This window comes from Nocardia seriolae NBRC 15557 (assembly GCF_007990715.1).
In the GTDB taxonomy this organism is placed as follows: Bacteria; Actinomycetota; Actinomycetes; order Mycobacteriales; family Mycobacteriaceae; genus Nocardia; species Nocardia seriolae.
On sequence record NZ_BJWY01000063.1, the window covers coordinates 24,579 to 40,785 of the forward strand.

General features: G+C 68.7%; 16 protein-coding genes and 1 pseudogene. 9 read left to right on the forward strand and 8 right to left on the reverse strand.

Annotated elements, in window-relative coordinates:
- Nucleotides 1–77: 77 nt before the first annotated feature.
- Complete coding sequence (locus NS2_RS19620) at nt 78–632, reverse strand: flavodoxin domain-containing protein (RefSeq protein WP_033088896.1); 555 nt, start codon at nt 630–632, stop codon at nt 78–80.
- A gap of 274 nt (nt 633–906) precedes the next feature.
- Here NS2_RS19620 and NS2_RS19625 point away from each other — a divergent pair, with 274 nt between their 5' ends.
- The gene (locus NS2_RS19625) at nt 907–1,662 is read left to right on the forward strand and encodes a PNPOx family protein (RefSeq protein ID WP_147207240.1); all 756 of its coding nucleotides are present in this window, start codon (nt 907–909) and stop codon (nt 1,660–1,662) included.
- Between the two features lie 560 nt (nt 1,663–2,222).
- Here the strand turns inward: NS2_RS19625 and NS2_RS19630 are convergent.
- From NS2_RS19630 to NS2_RS36140, 6 genes are all read right to left on the reverse strand, one after another.
- The gene (locus NS2_RS19630; RefSeq protein ID WP_033088898.1) at nt 2,223–2,969 is read right to left on the reverse strand and encodes an ABC transporter permease; all 747 of its coding nucleotides are present in this window, start codon (nt 2,967–2,969) and stop codon (nt 2,223–2,225) included.
- Nucleotides 2,966–3,877 carry an ABC transporter ATP-binding protein gene (locus NS2_RS19635; RefSeq protein WP_147207241.1) on the reverse strand — a complete coding sequence of 304 codons (912 nt, stop codon included), beginning with the start codon at nt 3,875–3,877 and terminating at the stop codon, nt 2,966–2,968. The genes NS2_RS19630 and NS2_RS19635 overlap by 4 nt, the downstream gene beginning before the upstream one ends.
- A 113-nt stretch (nt 3,878–3,990) precedes the next feature.
- Nucleotides 3,991–4,569: a nitroreductase/quinone reductase family protein gene (locus tag NS2_RS19640; RefSeq protein WP_052086634.1), complete on the reverse strand. Its 579-nt coding sequence runs from the start codon at nt 4,567–4,569 to the stop codon at nt 3,991–3,993.
- Between the two features lie 41 nt (nt 4,570–4,610).
- Nucleotides 4,611–5,324: a CBS domain-containing protein gene (locus tag NS2_RS19645; protein WP_033088900.1), complete on the reverse strand. Its 714-nt coding sequence runs from the start codon at nt 5,322–5,324 to the stop codon at nt 4,611–4,613.
- A gap of 134 nt (nt 5,325–5,458) precedes the next feature.
- On the reverse strand, nt 5,459–8,077 hold the full coding sequence (locus NS2_RS19650; RefSeq protein ID WP_045438122.1) for a cation-translocating P-type ATPase: 2,619 nt from the start codon (nt 8,075–8,077) through the stop codon (nt 5,459–5,461).
- 68 nt (nt 8,078–8,145) lie between these two features.
- Nucleotides 8,146–8,292, reverse strand: a complete 147-nt coding sequence (locus NS2_RS36140; RefSeq protein WP_155239489.1) for a hypothetical protein — start codon at nt 8,290–8,292, stop codon at nt 8,146–8,148.
- Nucleotides 8,293–8,504: 212 nt separating this feature from the next.
- On the opposite strand from NS2_RS36140, the gene NS2_RS36145 reads away from it, so the two are divergent.
- From NS2_RS36145 to NS2_RS19690, 8 genes and pseudogenes are all read left to right on the forward strand, one after another.
- Nucleotides 8,505–8,882 carry a hypothetical protein gene (locus NS2_RS36145; protein ID WP_155239490.1) on the forward strand — a complete coding sequence of 126 codons (378 nt, stop codon included), beginning with the start codon at nt 8,505–8,507 and terminating at the stop codon, nt 8,880–8,882.
- 354 nt (nt 8,883–9,236) lie between these two features.
- A complete protein-coding gene (locus NS2_RS19660; RefSeq protein ID WP_033088902.1) occupies nt 9,237–9,908 on the forward strand; it encodes a hypothetical protein in 672 nt (223 codons plus the stop codon).
- 178 nt (nt 9,909–10,086) lie between these two features.
- Entirely contained in the window at nt 10,087–10,587 is a 501-nt protein-coding gene (locus NS2_RS19665) for a hypothetical protein (protein WP_071344098.1), read from the forward strand.
- A gap of 130 nt (nt 10,588–10,717) precedes the next feature.
- Nucleotides 10,718–11,866 carry a CBS domain-containing protein gene (locus NS2_RS19670; protein ID WP_158660808.1) on the forward strand — a complete coding sequence of 383 codons (1,149 nt, stop codon included), beginning with the start codon at nt 10,718–10,720 and terminating at the stop codon, nt 11,864–11,866.
- Nucleotides 11,867–11,946: 80 nt separating this feature from the next.
- Nucleotides 11,947–12,645 (forward strand): annotated as a pseudogene (locus NS2_RS19675) (dienelactone hydrolase family protein); the annotation flags it as partial.
- 39 nt (nt 12,646–12,684) lie between these two features.
- A complete protein-coding gene (locus NS2_RS19680; RefSeq protein ID WP_033088904.1) occupies nt 12,685–13,107 on the forward strand; it encodes a CBS domain-containing protein in 423 nt (140 codons plus the stop codon).
- A 232-nt stretch (nt 13,108–13,339) separates the two neighbouring features.
- Nucleotides 13,340–14,248 carry a universal stress protein gene (locus NS2_RS19685; protein ID WP_033088905.1) on the forward strand — a complete coding sequence of 303 codons (909 nt, stop codon included), beginning with the start codon at nt 13,340–13,342 and terminating at the stop codon, nt 14,246–14,248.
- 485 nt (nt 14,249–14,733) lie between these two features.
- Entirely contained in the window at nt 14,734–15,384 is a 651-nt protein-coding gene (locus tag NS2_RS19690; protein WP_143837492.1) for a sigma 54 modulation/S30EA ribosomal C-terminal domain-containing protein, read from the forward strand.
- Between the two features lie 412 nt (nt 15,385–15,796).
- On the opposite strand, the gene NS2_RS19695 is transcribed toward NS2_RS19690, so the two are convergent.
- A complete protein-coding gene (locus NS2_RS19695; protein ID WP_081986041.1) occupies nt 15,797–16,054 on the reverse strand; it encodes a hypothetical protein in 258 nt (85 codons plus the stop codon).
- Nucleotides 16,055–16,207: the final 153 nt, after the last annotated feature.

Consider the following 16,207-nt stretch of genomic DNA (forward strand, 5'->3'; position numbering starts at 1 on the left):
AATCGGGAGCGCTCCGGCAGCGCGGCCGACGAACGGATCGGTAGGGCGGCTCATCGGGTGCGCCTTTCGGAGGCGGGTCAGGGATGTGCCGGGATGGTTCGCGGCCCCGGCAGGCGCAAGCTGTGCGCAATGGAGTCGGTCCAGCGGCTGACAGCGGTCCAGTCACGCAGATCGCCGTATCGGCCGCCGCCCATCAGCCGGTAGAGGGCGCGAGCCTGCCACGAGACCCCGGCGCGCTCGTAATGGCCCGCGAATGCCCGGTATTCGTGTGGGGCGATCGAATCCCGCACCGCGGCTATCTGTTTCGGCACCATGCGGCCGAGGGGACCGCCGATCGGGCCGCGCAGCGCGGGGCCGAGCCCGACGCTGAACAGCCAGACGGTACGGGTGTTGAGTTCGTCGCGGTGGGCACGCACGTAATCCACGAGCGTGGGCAGCAGGGCCCTGTTGTGCACGGCGCTGCCGAGGACGACGGCGTCGAAACGGGACAGGTCCGGGGCGTGTTCGACGTCGGCGACCGCCACGGTGGCGCCGCGCCCGGCCAGGTCGGCCGCGATGAACTCGGCGATTTCGCGGGTCGAGCCCTGCGCTGTCGCGTAGAGGACGGCGATGCGGAGTGCCTGATCGGCCATGCCTCGGATCCTGGTCCTTGCGCCCGTGATCGGGTGAGAGGACTCGTGCCCGGACTCGGGGGACCATCGTCATCGGGTGCGGCGGCGAGCCGCTTGGGGCAGGGGACGAGATCCGGGAGAACGGGACCAATGTCCTGTTTGTCGGGATACGTAAGTCGGTGTCTCCCCGGTGAAAGGTGATAGCACCGGTGACTTTCGCTTCTGCGGACCCGATCGGCCGCGGCGGACGATCAAGTCATAGCCGAATAGGCGCGGCTGCCGGACGGGGGACACGGTGACCACGAAGTGCGAAACACCGAGGCTCGGTGCATCCGCGGTGCTGCTGGCGTTGCACCTGCCCACCGGGCTGGGCCACACGGTGGGGGAGCTGCGATACGACGGTCGGAATTCGGGCCGACACATCGCGCTACCGGTGTCGTATGTGCGGACGGGCGACAGCGTGGTCGTCCGGGTGGGCAACGCCGCCCCGAAGACGTGGTGGCGCAACTTCCGATCACCGCACGCGGTATCGATCCGGGTCCGTGGCGACTGGTTGACCGGTAGCGGGCATCTGGTCGAGCCGGGATCGATGGAATACGAAGAGGTCGAGGCGATCTACGAGAATGCGCGGCCGCGGACACCGCGGACGGGCACCGATCCGTACGTGGTGATCGAGCCGGTGTCGGTGGCGAGCCGCACGCGGGGATCGAAACTGTGGCGGCGATGGTTCTCGAACGTGACACCGGGCGAGTTTCTCGGCTTCGCCGCCCCCGCTGGCGCGGGTGCGCTCACGGTCGACGCCCGCGCCTTCGTGATCGTGAGCGCAATGCTGCTCGCGGGTGCGATCGAAGGCGGCGTGCTCGGGTCCTTCCAGGCCCGAGTGCTGCGAACTGTGTTGTCGGGTCTGCGAATTCGAGATTGGGTGACGGCGACGGCCGCGGAGTGCTTGCGGCAGCGCATATCCGCGCCGAGGTCGATGAACAGCACACGAACGAGAGCCATTGACCTCGGGATCCTTCTCACCCCGGTATCAGCCCCCGTCACCCGATAGCGCCCGAACCTCGGTCAGGGGTGTGCCGGGGCCCGGCAACACCAGTTCGGACGCGATCAGCTGGTCGGCCGCGAGCACACCGACCGCGCCATCCCGATAGTGGAACTCATACCCGGCATGCAAGGCGTAGCATCACCGTTGTGCGCAAACAGGATTGGGCACAACTCGCGTCGGTCGCGGCCCTGGCGGCAGCGGCGGATTCACGGTTCGGCGAACACCTCCTCGAAATCGGTCCGGGATTGGGGCAGCAACCCTCAAAGCCGAAGGCCGAGTGGTCATCGGCGAAAAGGCGGTCGACCCCGACTACATCTCACCTCGGAGGCTCGCCACGCTCGCCGAAGCCTCCGGTTTCACCCTGGACCGCCGGTTCGGTCCGCCCTTCGCCTACGAGGCGCGCCTCGTGCCCGCTCGAATTCCCCTATCGTCCATTGTCGGGACTCGTTCCCTGTCGTGACCCGGAGAATGCCGCGGGTTGGTAAACGCTTCCGCGGCGGGTGCTTCAGCGAATGCTCGAATGGCATTGGGAATCGGTGTGGGTCACAGGGGAGACGGCGTCGGCTTCAGGTCCGGCGGCGCAGCCACGCGGCGGCCCAGCCGCCGGCGAGGAGGGTGACGGCCGAAAGGATCGCCATCGCGGTCCAGTTGATCCCCTTGCCCAGCCACGGATCCTGCAGGGCGAGGACGAGGTAGTGCAGGGGCAGGGCGGAACCGATCCGCCGCAACGCCGGACTGAGCACTTCGGCCGGTGGCCCGGCCCCGCACAGCATCTGCATGAGGAACCACAGCAGGATGCCGATGCCCTGGGCCGCCCGGGCTGTCGGCATCAGCACCCCCAGGAGAACGCCGATGGCGGTGAAGGCGAGGATGCCCACTCCCGCGGCCAGCACCACGCCGAACCAGTCGGCGGGCCATCTGATGTGGTAGAGCAGCTGGGCGAGCCCGAGCAGCAGCGCCGACCCGGCGATCATTCCGGCGAGCAGCACGACCAGCTGCGAGATGAGCAGCGCGCCGACCGGCACCCGGGCTGCCTGAAACCTGCGCAGGACACCCCTTTCGCGGTAGGAGGCAAGGTGTACCGGCACTCCGATGACGCCGAGCGATGCTGCCACCAGGCCGAGATATGCGGGGACGTAATAGGTTATCGGCCCGACTCCGCGGAACGTGCCGTGCGGGTCGGGGGTATTGCCGAATACCTCGGCCAGGACGTAGAGCACCAGCGGCGGCAGGGCGAGTGTGAAGACCACCGAGATCGGTTCTCGGAGGAACAGTTTGACTTCGATCCTCGACAGCGACCGAATCGCGTTCATCGAGCCGCTCCCGTGGTCATCAGACGCAGGTAGGCGTCCTCGAGGCTGGGCTGGCTGACGGTCAGGTCGACCTTCTCCAGGCCGTGCTCGGCGAGCGTGTGCCCGAGTCCGACCCGGAACGGCTCCTCGCCGAGCACCTCCACCCGATGAGCGGTGGTTCGCACCTCCTGCACGCCCCTGACGCTCGCCAGAGTCGACGGCACCGAATCGGGCGGCAGGCCGTTGAGGACTACCCGGGTAGGGCCGCCGTAGTCGCGGACCAGCTGTGCGGGCGTGCCTTGCGCCGCGACCTTTCCGTCGCGCAGGACCGCGACACGGTCGCACAGTCGCTCGGCCTCGTCCATGAAATGGGTGACCAGAACGATGGTCGCGCCCGCGCGGCGCACCTGTTCGATCAATCCCCACACCTCTCGGCGGGCGTTGGGATCCAGTCCGGTGGTCATCTCGTCGAGGAAGACCAGGCGGGGCCGGGTGACCAGGGCCAGCGCCACGTGCAGACGCTGTCGCTGTCCGCCGGACAGGCTGGCGTAACTGGCATTTCGCTTGGCGGCCAGTCCCCAATGCGCCAAGGTCGCGGTGACGTCGACCGGGTACCGCGCCAAGCTGGCGAACAGTCGCACCGCCTCCCACACCCGGATCCGCTCCGGCAACGCCGAGTCCTGCAATTGTGCACCGACGACTGTGCGCAGGCTGTCCGGATCCGACCGCGGGTCATGGCCCAACACCCGAACACGCCCGGAGTCCGCCGCGCGGAGGCCGTACGCGCATTCGACGGTCGTGGTCTTGCCGGAGCCGTTGGGGCCGAGGAGGCCGAAGATCTCGCCCTCCTCGACGGTCCAGCTGACACCATCGACCGCGCGAACCGAGCCGTAAGACTTGTGCAGGTCGTCGATCACCAGCGCGTACATGCTCCGACTATCGACGATTCCGTCGCGGTGTGCACAGGGCCACAATGCCCGCTTCGGCGGGCCCTAATCCCGAAAGTCTCACGGCGGCGGGGCATCAGGTGTGCGGCGAGGTCCTATGGGAGTCCGGCAGCAGGGCACGGCGTGCTGCGCGATGGGGTGCGGTAGTCGACGCGGAAGACGGGGTAGCGTTCGGCGATGCCGCGCAGTTCGGCATCGGCGGGGTCGGTGGTGACGCCGAAGTAGTGCCGGGCTTCGCGGGCGGCACCCCACGAGCGGCCGGCGCGGCCGGCTCGGTGCAGGTAGGCGCGAATCACGGGAGGGCGTTCGGCGGGCGGTATCTCGGTCAGGCGCGCGGCGCGGCATTCGCGGCGGCCCAGGACCACACGGCCGTCCGCCGCACGGACATTGCGCACCCATTCGGACTCTCCGCCCAGGGATACCAGGAAATGGCGGCCGTCGTGGTCGACGCGAACCAGATTGGTGCGCCTGATGTTCCCGGTGCGGCGGCCTGGAACCTCCAGTACGACAGCGTAACCGGGGCTGAGGCCGCAGCGGGTGAGCAACTGGCCGAGCGGTTGCAGGCGCCGGTACGGGGCGGGGCCGGGACGATAGCCGGTCGGTGAGGTGTAATCGACCGGGGCGACGATTCCACCGAAGCGTTCCCGGATCGGGTGGCCGTGGTTTGTGCGCATGGTTGGTTCGCCTTTCTACCCGGGCGGATGCTCGGGCGCACTCAATGCTCGGTGAATCGGTGCAGGATTCCGACGTTCTCCGGGGGCGGTGGCGGGATCTTGGTGTCGTCGAAGTCGGCGACGAGCTCGTTGCGCACATCGACCACGCCGTCGACGGCTTCGGTGAGCGCGGTAATGATGTCGATCATGCTCTGCCGCTCCACTTTTCCGCGCAGGGTGATGATTCCGCCACGAACCTCGAGCGTGACGTCCGGCCCCGGCACGCACATGGCGCGGGTCAGGACCTCCTCGCGGATCTCGGCGGCCAGGTCGGCATCATCACGCAGATAGACCGACAGCAGATCCTTGCGGCTGACGATGCCCCGCAGCGTGCCGTCGTCATCGAGTACCGGGGCGCGTTTGACGCCGTGCCGGGCCAGTGTCGCGGCGGCCGAGGTCAGCCGGTCGCCCATGCCCACGGTCACCACGGATGCGCTCATCAGATCAGCAGCGGTGCGGGCCGCGGTGCTCCGGGCGAAACCCTTGCGGCGCAACAGTTGCCACAATGACGGCCCGGGGGCACCGCCCGCACGGGCCTGACGGCCGAGCAGGTCGGTCTCGGTGACCACGCCGACGAGATGGCCGTCCGTATCGAGTACGGGTACGCCGCTGATGTTCCGCTCGGCGAGGATGCGGGCTACCGCCCGGAACGGCGTATCCGTCCGTACGGTGACCACATCACGGGTCATGACATCGGCGACGCGCTTGTGTTTCATGGCATGTCACCTATCGGTGGGGATGGAATCGCATAACTGACCGACGACCACCGCCCTCGCTGTCCACGACCGCGATGGCCTCCTCTCGTCGTGAACTGTGCCAGCGTGCGGCCGGCCTTGGCGAGAGGCGAATGTCACCGGTCCGCAATGCCGACCGCACCGTCGAGGAAGCGGCCTGGCCGACGACCCGCCGCGAGCTGTTGGGCACCGGCTGTGAAGCGCTTCAGAGCGGTGTCGGCCAGCAGGACAGCGGGGATGGCCAGCAGGGCGGTGAGGGCGCCGACGGTGGTCGGGCCGGTATGGCCGAGCAGGTGAGCCAGGGGCGGGACATAGAGGAATCCGGCGAGCATGACCAGCTCGGCGGCGATCGCCCAGATCAGCAATCGGTTGGTTCGCAACGGCATTCGCCAGGCGAAGCGGACGGTGCTCCGGCAGGCCAGGGCATTGGCGACCTGTCCGAAGACGATCGCGGTGAACGCGGCGCCCGATGCCGCGGTGAGTGCGGCTCCGTGGGGAAAGGGGTTTCCCGGCCGCCAGCCTGCGGCCAGGAACGCCACCACGAAGACCATCAGGCTCGTCACGGCCTCGACGGGCCCGAGGATGCCGAACGCGCGGCCGAACAGTTTGCGGTCGAGCAGGTGACCGCGGGCCGGCGGGCGTTCGAGGACGTGCGAGGCGGGCGGCTCGGCACCGAGCGCGAGCGCGGGCAGCACGTCGGTGCCGATGTCGAGGGCCAGCACCTGCAGCACGCCGATGGCCAGCGGGAAGCTGCCGCCGGACAGGGCCCAGACGACGAACGGGGCGAGCTCGGCGACGTTGTCGGTCAAGTGGTACGTCAGGAATCGGCGAATGTTGGCGAAGGTCGCCCGGCCCTGTTCGACGGCGGCCACGATGGTGCCGAAATCATCGTCGAGCAACACCAGATCGGCCGCCTCACGCGCGACATCGGTTCCGGATCTGCCCATGGCGACACCGATCGCCGCCTCGCGCAGCGCAGGGGCGTCGTTGACGCCGTCGCCGGTCATCGCGACGACGTGGCCGCGTGCCTGCAGCGCCTGCGCGATCCGGAGCTTGTCCTCCGGAGTCACGCGGGCGACGACCACCGTCTCGCGATCCAGCAGCTCGCCCAATGCCGTTGCGTCATCGGGCAGTTCGCGGCTGGTCAGCACGGCGGTGTCCGGCGTGCTCAAACCCACCTCGCGAGCGATGGCCCGTGCGGTCTCCGGATGGTCACCGGTCACCATCGCGACCCGGATACCGGCGCGGCGGCAGGCGCCCAGTGCGGCGGCCGCCCCATGGCGCGGCGGATCCTCCAGCGCGACGAACCCGAGCAGCCGCAGATCGCTCTCGGCCTGTGCGGCATCCGCCGGTAGGGCGGCCCCGACCGGACGGGTGGCGACGGCGAGCACCCGCAGGCCGCGACCCGCCAGCCGGTGTACGGCCTCGTCGGCCTCGGGTTGCGGTCCGCACAGCGGCAGGATCGCGTCCGGTGCGCCCTTCACGAAGACCGTGTCACCGCGAACGACCGACATGCGCCGGCGTCGGGCATCGAAGGGGAAGCGGACGAGTTCGGACGCCGCGTCCAGGTCACCTGCGCCGGCGCGCGCGGCGAAGGCGTCCAGGGCCGCTTCCATGGGGTCGCCCTGGGCGACCCAGCCGCCGTCGCGCCGCACGGCCCGACCCGACGAGCAGCAGCGCGCCGCCTGCGCCAACTCGCGTACCGCGGCCGGGCTCACCTGCGGCGCACAGGTGATCGTGCCGGTGGGGCAGTAGCCGTCGCCGGTGATGGTCGCCGTGCCGGCGGGCAGCCACACCTCGGTCACCGACATCTCGTTGCGGGTCAGCGTGCCGGTCTTGTCGGTGCAGATGAAGGTGGTCGAGCCGAGCGTCTCCACCGCTTCCAGATGCCGAACCAGCGCTTGGCGCTCGGCCATTCGTTGCGCGCCCATGGCCAGCGACAGCGTGACCGTCGGCAGCAGACCGCACGGCACCACGGCCACGGTGACGCCGATCGCGAACAGGAATCCGTTCGAGGCCGGGGCGCCGTCGAGCAGCGCGACGCCGAAGAACACGACACCGACGGTGACTGCCACGGCGGCGATGATGCGTGAGACCCGGTCCAGTTCACGGCGCAGCGGGGTCGCCGGAGCGCGTTGGGCCTGAGTGAGCGCGGCGATGCCGGCCAGCCGGGTCCGCTGCGCGATCGCGGTGACGGTGGCCTCGGCTTCGCCCTCGACGACGAAGCAACCGGCATACACGCTCTCGCCGGGACCGGGGTGTTCGGGCACGCTCTCCCCGGTGAGGGCCGAGGTGTCCACGGCCAGCGCATGCACTCGATCCAGTCGCAGATCCGCGGACACGCGGTCGCCCTGGTCGAGCAGGACCACATCGCCGACGACCAGCTGCTCCGCGGGCACCGATACGGCGTTTCCGTCGCGCAGCACGGTGGCCTGGCGTGGCAGCAAGGTGCGCAACCGCTCGGCGGCGTGCTCGGCGCGCTGTTCCTGCGCGAAGGCGAACGCCGCGTTGAGGACGACCACCACGAATACCGCGATACCCAGCTGTGGCATCCCGGCCACGAACGCCAGCGCTCCCGCGAGCCAGAACAACAGCGCGAAGAAGTGCACCATCTCCGCCGCGAGCCGCCGCCACGCGGGCACCGGGCGTCGCACCGGAAGGACGTTGGGTCCCTCGGCCTTTCGCCTGCGTTCCGCCTCCGCGGTGGTGAGTCCGCGGCCGGTCCGCCCGGACATCGCCGTGGCGCGGGCAGCGGACTCCGCCGCCGGGTGATCGCCCGGGCCCGGGGAGGCACCGGTGTACATCACAGTCCGGCTCTGCGTCCGCGCCGGGCCTGCCGGTCGGGGTGGGCGCGAGTCCATCTGATGGCGATCAGCAATGCGCCCGCGCACAGTCCCGCCGCGCCCGCCACCCCCGAGATGACGATGACAACCACTGCGACTGTGCTCATATCGGCCATTGTCTTCGGCCAGTGAGGCCGGCGAGAGGCGATGAAGGCCCCGATCCGAGGGACGTTCGCCCCCTCTCGTGGAGAGGGCCGCAGCCGCGAGGATGATAAGCCTCCGGTTCCGGTCGTGCGGCAATCCAACTCGGTTCCATCGAGCAGGCAGCGGTCGGCACGGCAGAGTGGCCGGGCGGTCAGCTGAGGTGGATCGTGCGCTGATGCGTGTCGATGGCGTCGCGCAGTTGGCGACGCGAGAGTTCGTGACCGCCGCATTCGCAATGGGCCGGAAGCAGATCGTCGGTGTAGCGGTCACCGTCGAGCAGATCGACATACTGGATGTGGCGTCGGTCGGCGCGGTGTGCCTCGTCGATGTAGTCGCGGCGGCCGTGCGCGTGGGGTCCGATCGCGGATTCGTATACGGCGCCGGCAGCGGTGTCGAAAACCGCCGCGACATGGTGGCTTCGACCGCAGCGCACCCGCACGAGCGTGTGGTCGTCGCGGTCGGGTCCGAGATCGTCGAGGGCCCGGCGGGCGGCGAGTTGCCTTTCGGATGGGCTGAGTTCGGCTGGATTGAGCATCGATACTCCCGAAGATGATGGGTGATTGCGGGAAGGTCGGCTCGGACCAGTCTCGCGACAATCGGATCCCGGAAGAAGAGTCGCAAGTCGTTGATCAGGAGGCCCGACGGCTCGTCCCATCGCCCTCTCGGTGGATGCGGGAAGCGGATGGTGGCGGTGCTCGACGATGCCGATGGAGCTCGCACTCGCGGAAGCCGGACGGTGGTCAGGTGCCGTTCGGCTCTATCCCATTGCCTTGTGCGGATTGCATGATTGCTACTACAGGTGACTCGCCGGGGGCTCATTTGCCATTGTGGCCCAAGCGGGTTCGACGCAGGTGCGGATTCGATCCGCGATCGATCCGTCGCCGGAACCGAGATCGGGCGAACGAGGATGCGGACGAGCTGGGAGCGGTGGGGTGCGGCGAGCGGTCTGGCCGCAGCCGTGGTCGGGGCGGTGGCGGTGATATTCGAGCGCGGTCCCGTCAGCCCGGATGACGCCAAGGCCACCGTGATCGACCACTACACCGAGAATCACGATGCGCTGTTGACCCAGAGCATGCTGTTCCTGGCGGCCGCGGCGCTCTACCTGTGGTTTCTCGCCGCCTTGCACGCTTACCAGGCCGAAGCCGAAGGCGACGCCGGCCACATGGCGAACGTCGCGTTCGGTGCCGGAATCACCTGGGTCGCAATCAATATGATCGCCCAGGCGTTTCAGGTCGGTCTGGCCCAAGCGGACCGGTACGGCGCGGAACCGGCCCTGATCGCCACGATGAACGCGGTCTTCACCATCGCGGCGCTGCCTTTGGCGGTGATGCTCGCCGCCGTCGCCGTGGTGACGCTGCGTCATCGCGCCTTCCCGGTCTGGCTCGGCTGGATCGCGATCGTGGCGGCCGCGGCGCAACTGCTGCTGTGGTGGGGCACCATCGCCGCCGGCGGTCCGCTCGCACCGGCCGGGTGGCTGAGCTACGCGCTGTACCCGACCTTCGTGATCTGGCTCGTTCCGGCCTGCATCGTGATGATCAGGCGGGTCGCCGATCGCGCGATCAGCCACCACCCGCGGTGACAGTGACCGCGGGGACATCCGATGTCCCGACCGTGGCGACCGTGCGGTCGGCCATTCGCATTCGGGTGGCAGGCCGGGAGTCCATCGGCTGCCGCCGACTGCCGAAGGACTCTGGCGCGGGATGGTGTGCGACTCGAATTATGTAGGGCACCAGATTGATTGGGTGTAGGTCGTACGAATGCAGGGGTTCGACATGGACAATCGGTGGGACGAATCGGAGTCGGCCGTGGCGTGCGTGGCCGATGTCTCCGTCGACGGTGGCGCGGTGGTGCCGATGATGGGGCTGTTGGCCGGGAACGGTGAACTGGTGATCCCCACCGACTGGGACGATCCACCGGTTGCCGACGGGGTCGGTCACGTGATCCGGATCGAGTTGCGCCCGCCGTGGATTCGGCTCGGACCGGGGCGGGTGCAGTCGGTCCTGGAGGGCTGTCACACCTGGCGGCTCGGCTACGGGAGCGCCGGGATCGAAGCGCGGGAGGGCGATCCGAAACCGGCACATGTGATCGTGACCGCGCTGGTGCCCGGCTCGGTGCGCGCGAGCACCTCCGATGCGGAACCGGCTCACAACAATGGCGTCACGCGGCAGCAGGTCGTGCTGTCGTGCGCAGGCGCACTGCTGGTCGGGTTCGTCGTCGGGTGGCTGATCCTGCGGATTCGCCGCTCGGAGGCGCGCTGACAGGAGAGGACCTTCGTCCTCGGGCGTCGAGGGTCTTGGCCTCCGTGAAGACGCCCCTCGATGTGCCAGGCTTGGTCCACCCGGGCGATCGGGCATCGAATGTGTGTCCGTCCATACGGAGGGAATGTCGATGAGGCACAAGACCATTGCCGATGTCATGACCCGCGAGGTGGTCGCGGTGCGGGCCGATACGCCGCTGCCCGAGATCGTGCGCATTCTCGCGGCGCATCGGATCAGCGGTGCGCCGGTGCTGGACGCCGACGGGCGCGTGGTGGGTGTGGTCAGCGAATCCGACCTGCTGCGGTCGCGGGCCCGGGCGGGCCGGGCGAACCGTTCGTCGAGGTGGACTCGGCTGCTGCGCAAGGCGGTGCGACCCGGGCAGGCGGCGCGGACCGCTGCCGAGTTGATGTCCGCGCCGGCGGTGACGGTGTCGCCGAATGCCGGATTGGCGATGGCGGCGGCGACTCTCGCCCGGCACGGGGTGAATCGGGCGCCCGTGATCGGGGACGACGGGGTGCTGGCCGGCATCGTCAGCCGCAAGGATCTGCTGTCGGTGTACGGGCGTCCGGATGCCGAGATGGCCGACGAAATCCGTCGTGAGGTACTGGAAAAGGGGATGTGGCTCACCCGGTCCGACGCGACCGTCGTCGTGCGCGAGGGGATCGCGACCCTGCGGGGCACCGTGGAGGGTCAGGGCACGGTCGACGTCATCACCGCGCTGACCGGTGCGGTGGACGGCGTGATCGACGTGCACAACGAGATCACCGCGGACACCGCCCGCGGCATCATGCACGATGGTGTCGAGACCATCTCGGAGTCCGCGTCGGTGGCGCAAGCGGCTGTGCGCATGCGTGATTCGGATATCGGTGCGCTCCCGGTGGTCGACGCCTTCGGTGACGCCGTCGGCATGGTCACCGACCGCGACCTCCTCGTCGGTTGCCTCGCGGTCGGAGCGGACCCCCATCACACCCGGGTCGGTTCGATCATGACTGCCCACCTGCGGACCGTCCCCTCCGGGGGGAACATCGCCGAGGCGTTGAACATCATGCGGGAGTACCGGGTTCGGCGCCTGCCCGTCAGCGAGAACAACCGGTTGATCGGCATCATCACCGAGGCCGATCTCGCCCGGCATCTTCCCGCGTCGGCCGTGGGTCGGCTCGTCGGGGAGATCTGTATGCGAGCGGGGGACCAACCTTTCCCGCCGACGACCACCGGATCTGCTGTTTCCTCCGACAGGGGACGACCCTGGAGGCAGCCGAATGAGGAGTTTCAGCCATGAGGTCTCACGATCGCGATGACATCCGCCATCGGTCGGCCGCCACCCGGGTCGCCTCGTTACCCGCAGTTGCGCTGCAATGCGACGACGAGGTCCACGTACGAACCGAGGACGCCCAGTTGGCCGGGCGGCTGGTCGTACCGGAGGATCCGGTCGGACTGGTGGTGTTCGCGCACGGCAGCGGCAGCAGCCGCCACAGCCCCCGCAACCGCTACGTCGCCGAGGTGCTGCAGCGCGCCGGGCTGGGCACACTCCTGTTCGATCTGCTCACCCCGGAGGAAGAACCGAACCGCCGCAACGTCTTCGACATCGATCTGCTGTCGCGGCGGCTCGCAGACGTCACCGTGTGGCTCGCCGGGCAGCCCCGGGCGGAGGGTCTGAGCATCGGGTACTTCGGGGCCAGCACCGGAGCGGCGGCCGCTCTGCGTGCCGCCACCGATCCGCGGGTCGAGATCGCCGCGGTGGTCTCGCGTGGCGGGCGACCGGACCTTGCCCGGCAGGCGCTGTCGCTGGTGCGCGCGCCCACGTTGCTGATCGTCGGCGGACACGATCACGTGGTGCTCGAGTTGAATCGCCTCGCGGCACAGCTGATGTCGTGCGAGGTGGTGCTCTCCGTGGTGCCGGGCGCGACCCACCTGTTCGAGGAGCCGGGCACGCTGACGATGGCGGCCGAACTCGCCCGAGACTGGTTCACCGCCCGGTTGCGTCCCGAGACCACCTCCCACCGATCCGGTCCGCGACCGCCGTTCGCCGGAGGGGATGTGGATGTCATCGGCTCTTGACGCGGGCGGGGGCGAGAACGATTTCGAGAGGACTGCGCAATGACCACGGCACGCGATGTCATGCATGCGGGTGTCGAAACCATCACCGATACCGAGACACTGGCCCAAGCGGCTCGCCGCATGCGCGATCTGGACGTAGGCGCGCTGCCGGTTTGTGATTCCCAGGACAGACCGATCGGCATCCTTACCGATCGCGACATCATCGTGAGATGTATTGCCGCCGAACAGGATCCGGCCGGTGTCACCGCGGGCGCCCTGGCCCAGGGCGGTCTCGTCACGGTCGGCCCGGACCGCGACATCGATGATGTCCTCGCCATCATGCGGCGTAGCCGGATTCGGCGGCTACCGGTACTCGAGGACGGGCGATTGGTCGGCATCATCACCGAGGGCGACATCGCGCGCCGAATGCCCGAGCAGACCGTCGGGGAATTCGTCGAAGGGGTCTGCGCGCCTTGGACATAGCGACGTCCGATGAGATTGCCTTCGACGGGGCGCCGCACAGCTGGGCCTCGGCCTGCGTAATCATCGACCGTCGTCGCGCGCGACGACGGAAGCCTGAGCGCATCTGCTGAGGAAACAGCTCACCCCGGACGGCGCTGCGCACCGATTCGTGTTCGAAGTGGATGACCTTGGTCTCTGTGGGGCGCGGCAGCGGTACGGGATGCTCGGGAAAACAACCGTTTCAGGAGGCGTCATGTCAGACACAGCTGTTCCCGCAACGGAATCGGGAGCCGGTTCGGTGAATCCGCCGATCCTGGTCGGGGCCGATGGATCCGAGATTTCCTACCAGGCGGTGGCGTGGGCGGCGACCGAGGCGGCCGCGCGGGGCTGTCCACTGCACATCGTGGTCTCCTACGCGCTCACAATCGGGATGGGACCCGTGCCGGAGCTGTCGGAGGCGGATCAGCGGGCCGTGCGGGAGCAGGCGACGCAGGTGCTGGCCGATGCCGAACGGATGGCGCGACTGACGGTGCCGGGGGATACGCTGCCGATCACCACCGAGCTGATCTTCGAGCTGATCGCGCCGGCGTTGATCGATCGATCGAGCCACGCTCGCCTGGTCGTGGTGGGCAGCCGCGGCCTGGGCGCGGTCCGCCGCGCGATTCTGGGGTCGGTCAGTATCGCGCTCGCCCGGCACGCGCACTGTCCGGTCGTGGTGGTGCACGGCGATCCCGAGGCCGCGGCGGACGGCAAGCCGATTGTGGTCGGGGTGGACCGCACCGCCAATAGCGTTCCCGCGATCGAGCTGGCCTTCGAGGAAGCCGCGCTGCGGAAGGCCGATCTGATCGCCGTGCACTCCTGGAGCGACAGCAGCGGTTTCGACCTCCCGGTCATGGGCTGGGAAGCCATTCGCGCGACCGAGGACAAGCTGCTCGGCGCGGCCTTGTCGGAGTACCGGAAACGCTATCCCGAGGTCGTCGTCAGGCAGGTCGTGGCCAGCGACACCCCGGCGCGAGCACTGCTCGAACTCGCCGAGGACGCGCAACTGGTGGTGGTCGGCAGCCACGGCCGCGGTGGTTTCGCGGGCATGGTGCTGGGCTCGGTGAGCACCACGATGTTGCATTCGGCGCACTGCCCGGTGCTGGTCGTCCGGTCGTCGTGAGTCCCGAATCCCCGGCGCCGTCCTGAGGCCGTGCGCCGGTGGGCCTTTCGCCCTTCAGCCGGTGCCGATCGACCGCAGTCGGCCCGTGGGAATCCCGGCATCACGACGATCCGCACCGGCTGGTCTCCGCGGCCGTGGTGGTGGCCGCCGCGACCGACCCGGTGTCAGCGTAGCCGCGTGCCGATGTTGTCGGCCGGGATCCCGCACCCGCCATCGGACGTCGAGTTCGCGAATGCGCCGCTGGGTGTCGGCCATTCGAATGGCCAGTGACCTGCGGTTCAGGAATTTAGAGGACTTCTTCCTCTTTTTGCTCGAGTGTTGCGGTGATGGGATTCGGGGACCTCGGCCGACCCGGTCGAACCGATGATTCGAGGTGCTGGATGGTGGGCTGCGCGAGGATTCCCGGGGTAAATGGTGTGCGTGTGGTGGTGCGCGGGGGTGTTCCCGACTAGGCTGTCGAACGGGTGCCGAGGGCGGTGACCGGCATGTTGCGGAGGCGCGGACTGGAGGCCGATGCGGTGGTGCGGCTGAGTCGTTTGCGCAGTCCGAGCGGTCCGGTCCTGGTGCAGGTGAACCTGGGGATGGAACGGATGTCGATGCGCACCCAGATCGTCGGCCCGAGTTCGCTGGCGTGGGGGCTCGCGTGCGATCGTCTCGACCGCAGACTCGATCGCCTCACCGTGGGTGCGGCACCGCGATGGCGGGCCGATCCGCCGCGGGCCGGTGCACTGGCCTACGAGAGCGCGCACACTCCGATCGTGCGCCGCGAGACCGCCGCGCTGGTGACGTGTGATCCGGTGCGGGCGGTCGCACTCATGGATGAAATGGACTACGACGCTTTCGTTTTCACCGACCGCGAGACCGGGGAAGACGCGATGGTCTGCTGGATCGGGCCGATCGGAGTGCGGCTGGCTCGCCAGTACCTCACCGATCGGCCGCGCACCGACGCCATGCCCGCGTTGTCGATCACCCCGGCCCAGACCCGGACCCTGAGCGAGACCGACGCGGTGGCACGCTTGTGCGGGCGCGGCCTGCCGTTCCTGTTCTTCACCGATCGCCACGACGGCCGCGGCAGATTGCTGTACCGGCGTTACGACGGCGAGCTCGCCCTGATCGTCCCGGCCGCGAGAGGGTGAGCGCTTCGCCCGGGGATCAACCACGGGGTGTGCCGACAGGACACGGTTGCGGGCCGCGTGATTGAATGCCCGTACGAAGCCGCCCGCGTAAGCCTTGACGGTAGGAAACCAACGATGCCGAGCGTTCGGTACACGTCGCCGGAAACGCTTGTTCGCAAGCCTTTTCTGCGATGTCCCATAGCACGGCACCGTTGCCGAGGTTGCTTTCCGAGCTCGAACATGGGGAAGTGACAGCCGCGGCAATGGCCACTGCGGCAATACATGCGAACATGCGGCGCGCCGGAGCTGAATTCACCGCAGGGGTAGACGTATTCATCGGCTCCTCCTCCGGGCGAGGCTGGTGATCGCCGGGGTAGTCCGTCGGCAAACGCTGAACGATCCCGAAGAGTTTGCTTTTCGCGCAGTGGTGGCCTTATGCGTTCCGGCCTGGCTGCGACTGTGGGGCGGCGAGGTGGATGCCTCGCAGGAGCATGGCCGCGGCGGCCAGCAGGACCGGCGCGGGGGTGGGCTCGGCGATGAAGGCGAGGATGGCGCTCCAGATGAGTACCGTCCATGCCAGGAACGGCGGGGGAACGATGGCGCGGTGGTTCAGCCACAGGATGAGAAGGCCGATGATGAAGAGGGGGAGGCCGAAACCGGCGGGGTTGGACCAGAAGGCGCGGGCGGGCATGGCGTCCTCCTGCTAGTGGCCCCACAGTCGCAGGGACAGCCAGTCGCCGAAATAGGCTTGGCTGAGCAGTAATCCGGTGATGAGGTGGCCGGCGCCGATGAAGGCGATGATGCGGCCGGACCATTTGATCATTGGAATCGGGCTCCTAGTACT

Excerpts from the sequence above, each read along its gene's own strand:
- NS2_RS19680 (WP_033088904.1), top strand. The coding sequence starts at position 12,685 with ATGACCACGGCACGCGATGTCATGCATGCGGGTGTCGAAACCATCACC.
- NS2_RS36145 (WP_155239490.1), top strand. The coding sequence starts at position 8,505 with ATGCGTGTCGATGGCGTCGCGCAGTTGGCGACGCGAGAGTTCGTGACC.
- NS2_RS19665 (WP_071344098.1), top strand. The coding sequence starts at position 10,087 with ATGCAGGGGTTCGACATGGACAATCGGTGGGACGAATCGGAGTCGGCC.
- NS2_RS19635 (WP_147207241.1), bottom strand. The coding sequence starts at position 3,877 with ATGTACGCGCTGGTGATCGACGACCTGCACAAGTCTTACGGCTCGGTT.
- NS2_RS19695 (WP_081986041.1), bottom strand. The coding sequence starts at position 16,054 with ATGCCCGCCCGCGCCTTCTGGTCCAACCCCGCCGGTTTCGGCCTCCCC.
- NS2_RS19670 (WP_158660808.1), top strand. The coding sequence starts at position 10,718 with ATGAGGCACAAGACCATTGCCGATGTCATGACCCGCGAGGTGGTCGCG.
- NS2_RS19650 (WP_045438122.1), bottom strand. The coding sequence starts at position 8,077 with ATGTCCGGGCGGACCGGCCGCGGACTCACCACCGCGGAGGCGGAACGC.
- NS2_RS19640 (WP_052086634.1), bottom strand. The coding sequence starts at position 4,569 with ATGCGCACAAACCACGGCCACCCGATCCGGGAACGCTTCGGTGGAATC.
- NS2_RS36140 (WP_155239489.1), bottom strand. The coding sequence starts at position 8,292 with ATGAGCACAGTCGCAGTGGTTGTCATCGTCATCTCGGGGGTGGCGGGC.
- NS2_RS19645 (WP_033088900.1), bottom strand. The coding sequence starts at position 5,324 with ATGAAACACAAGCGCGTCGCCGATGTCATGACCCGTGATGTGGTCACC.
- NS2_RS19660 (WP_033088902.1), top strand. The coding sequence starts at position 9,237 with ATGCGGACGAGCTGGGAGCGGTGGGGTGCGGCGAGCGGTCTGGCCGCA.
- NS2_RS19690 (WP_143837492.1), top strand. The coding sequence starts at position 14,734 with ATGTTGCGGAGGCGCGGACTGGAGGCCGATGCGGTGGTGCGGCTGAGT.
- NS2_RS19620 (WP_033088896.1), bottom strand. The coding sequence starts at position 632 with ATGGCCGATCAGGCACTCCGCATCGCCGTCCTCTACGCGACAGCGCAG.
- NS2_RS19630 (WP_033088898.1), bottom strand. The coding sequence starts at position 2,969 with ATGAACGCGATTCGGTCGCTGTCGAGGATCGAAGTCAAACTGTTCCTC.
- NS2_RS19685 (WP_033088905.1), top strand. The coding sequence starts at position 13,340 with ATGTCAGACACAGCTGTTCCCGCAACGGAATCGGGAGCCGGTTCGGTG.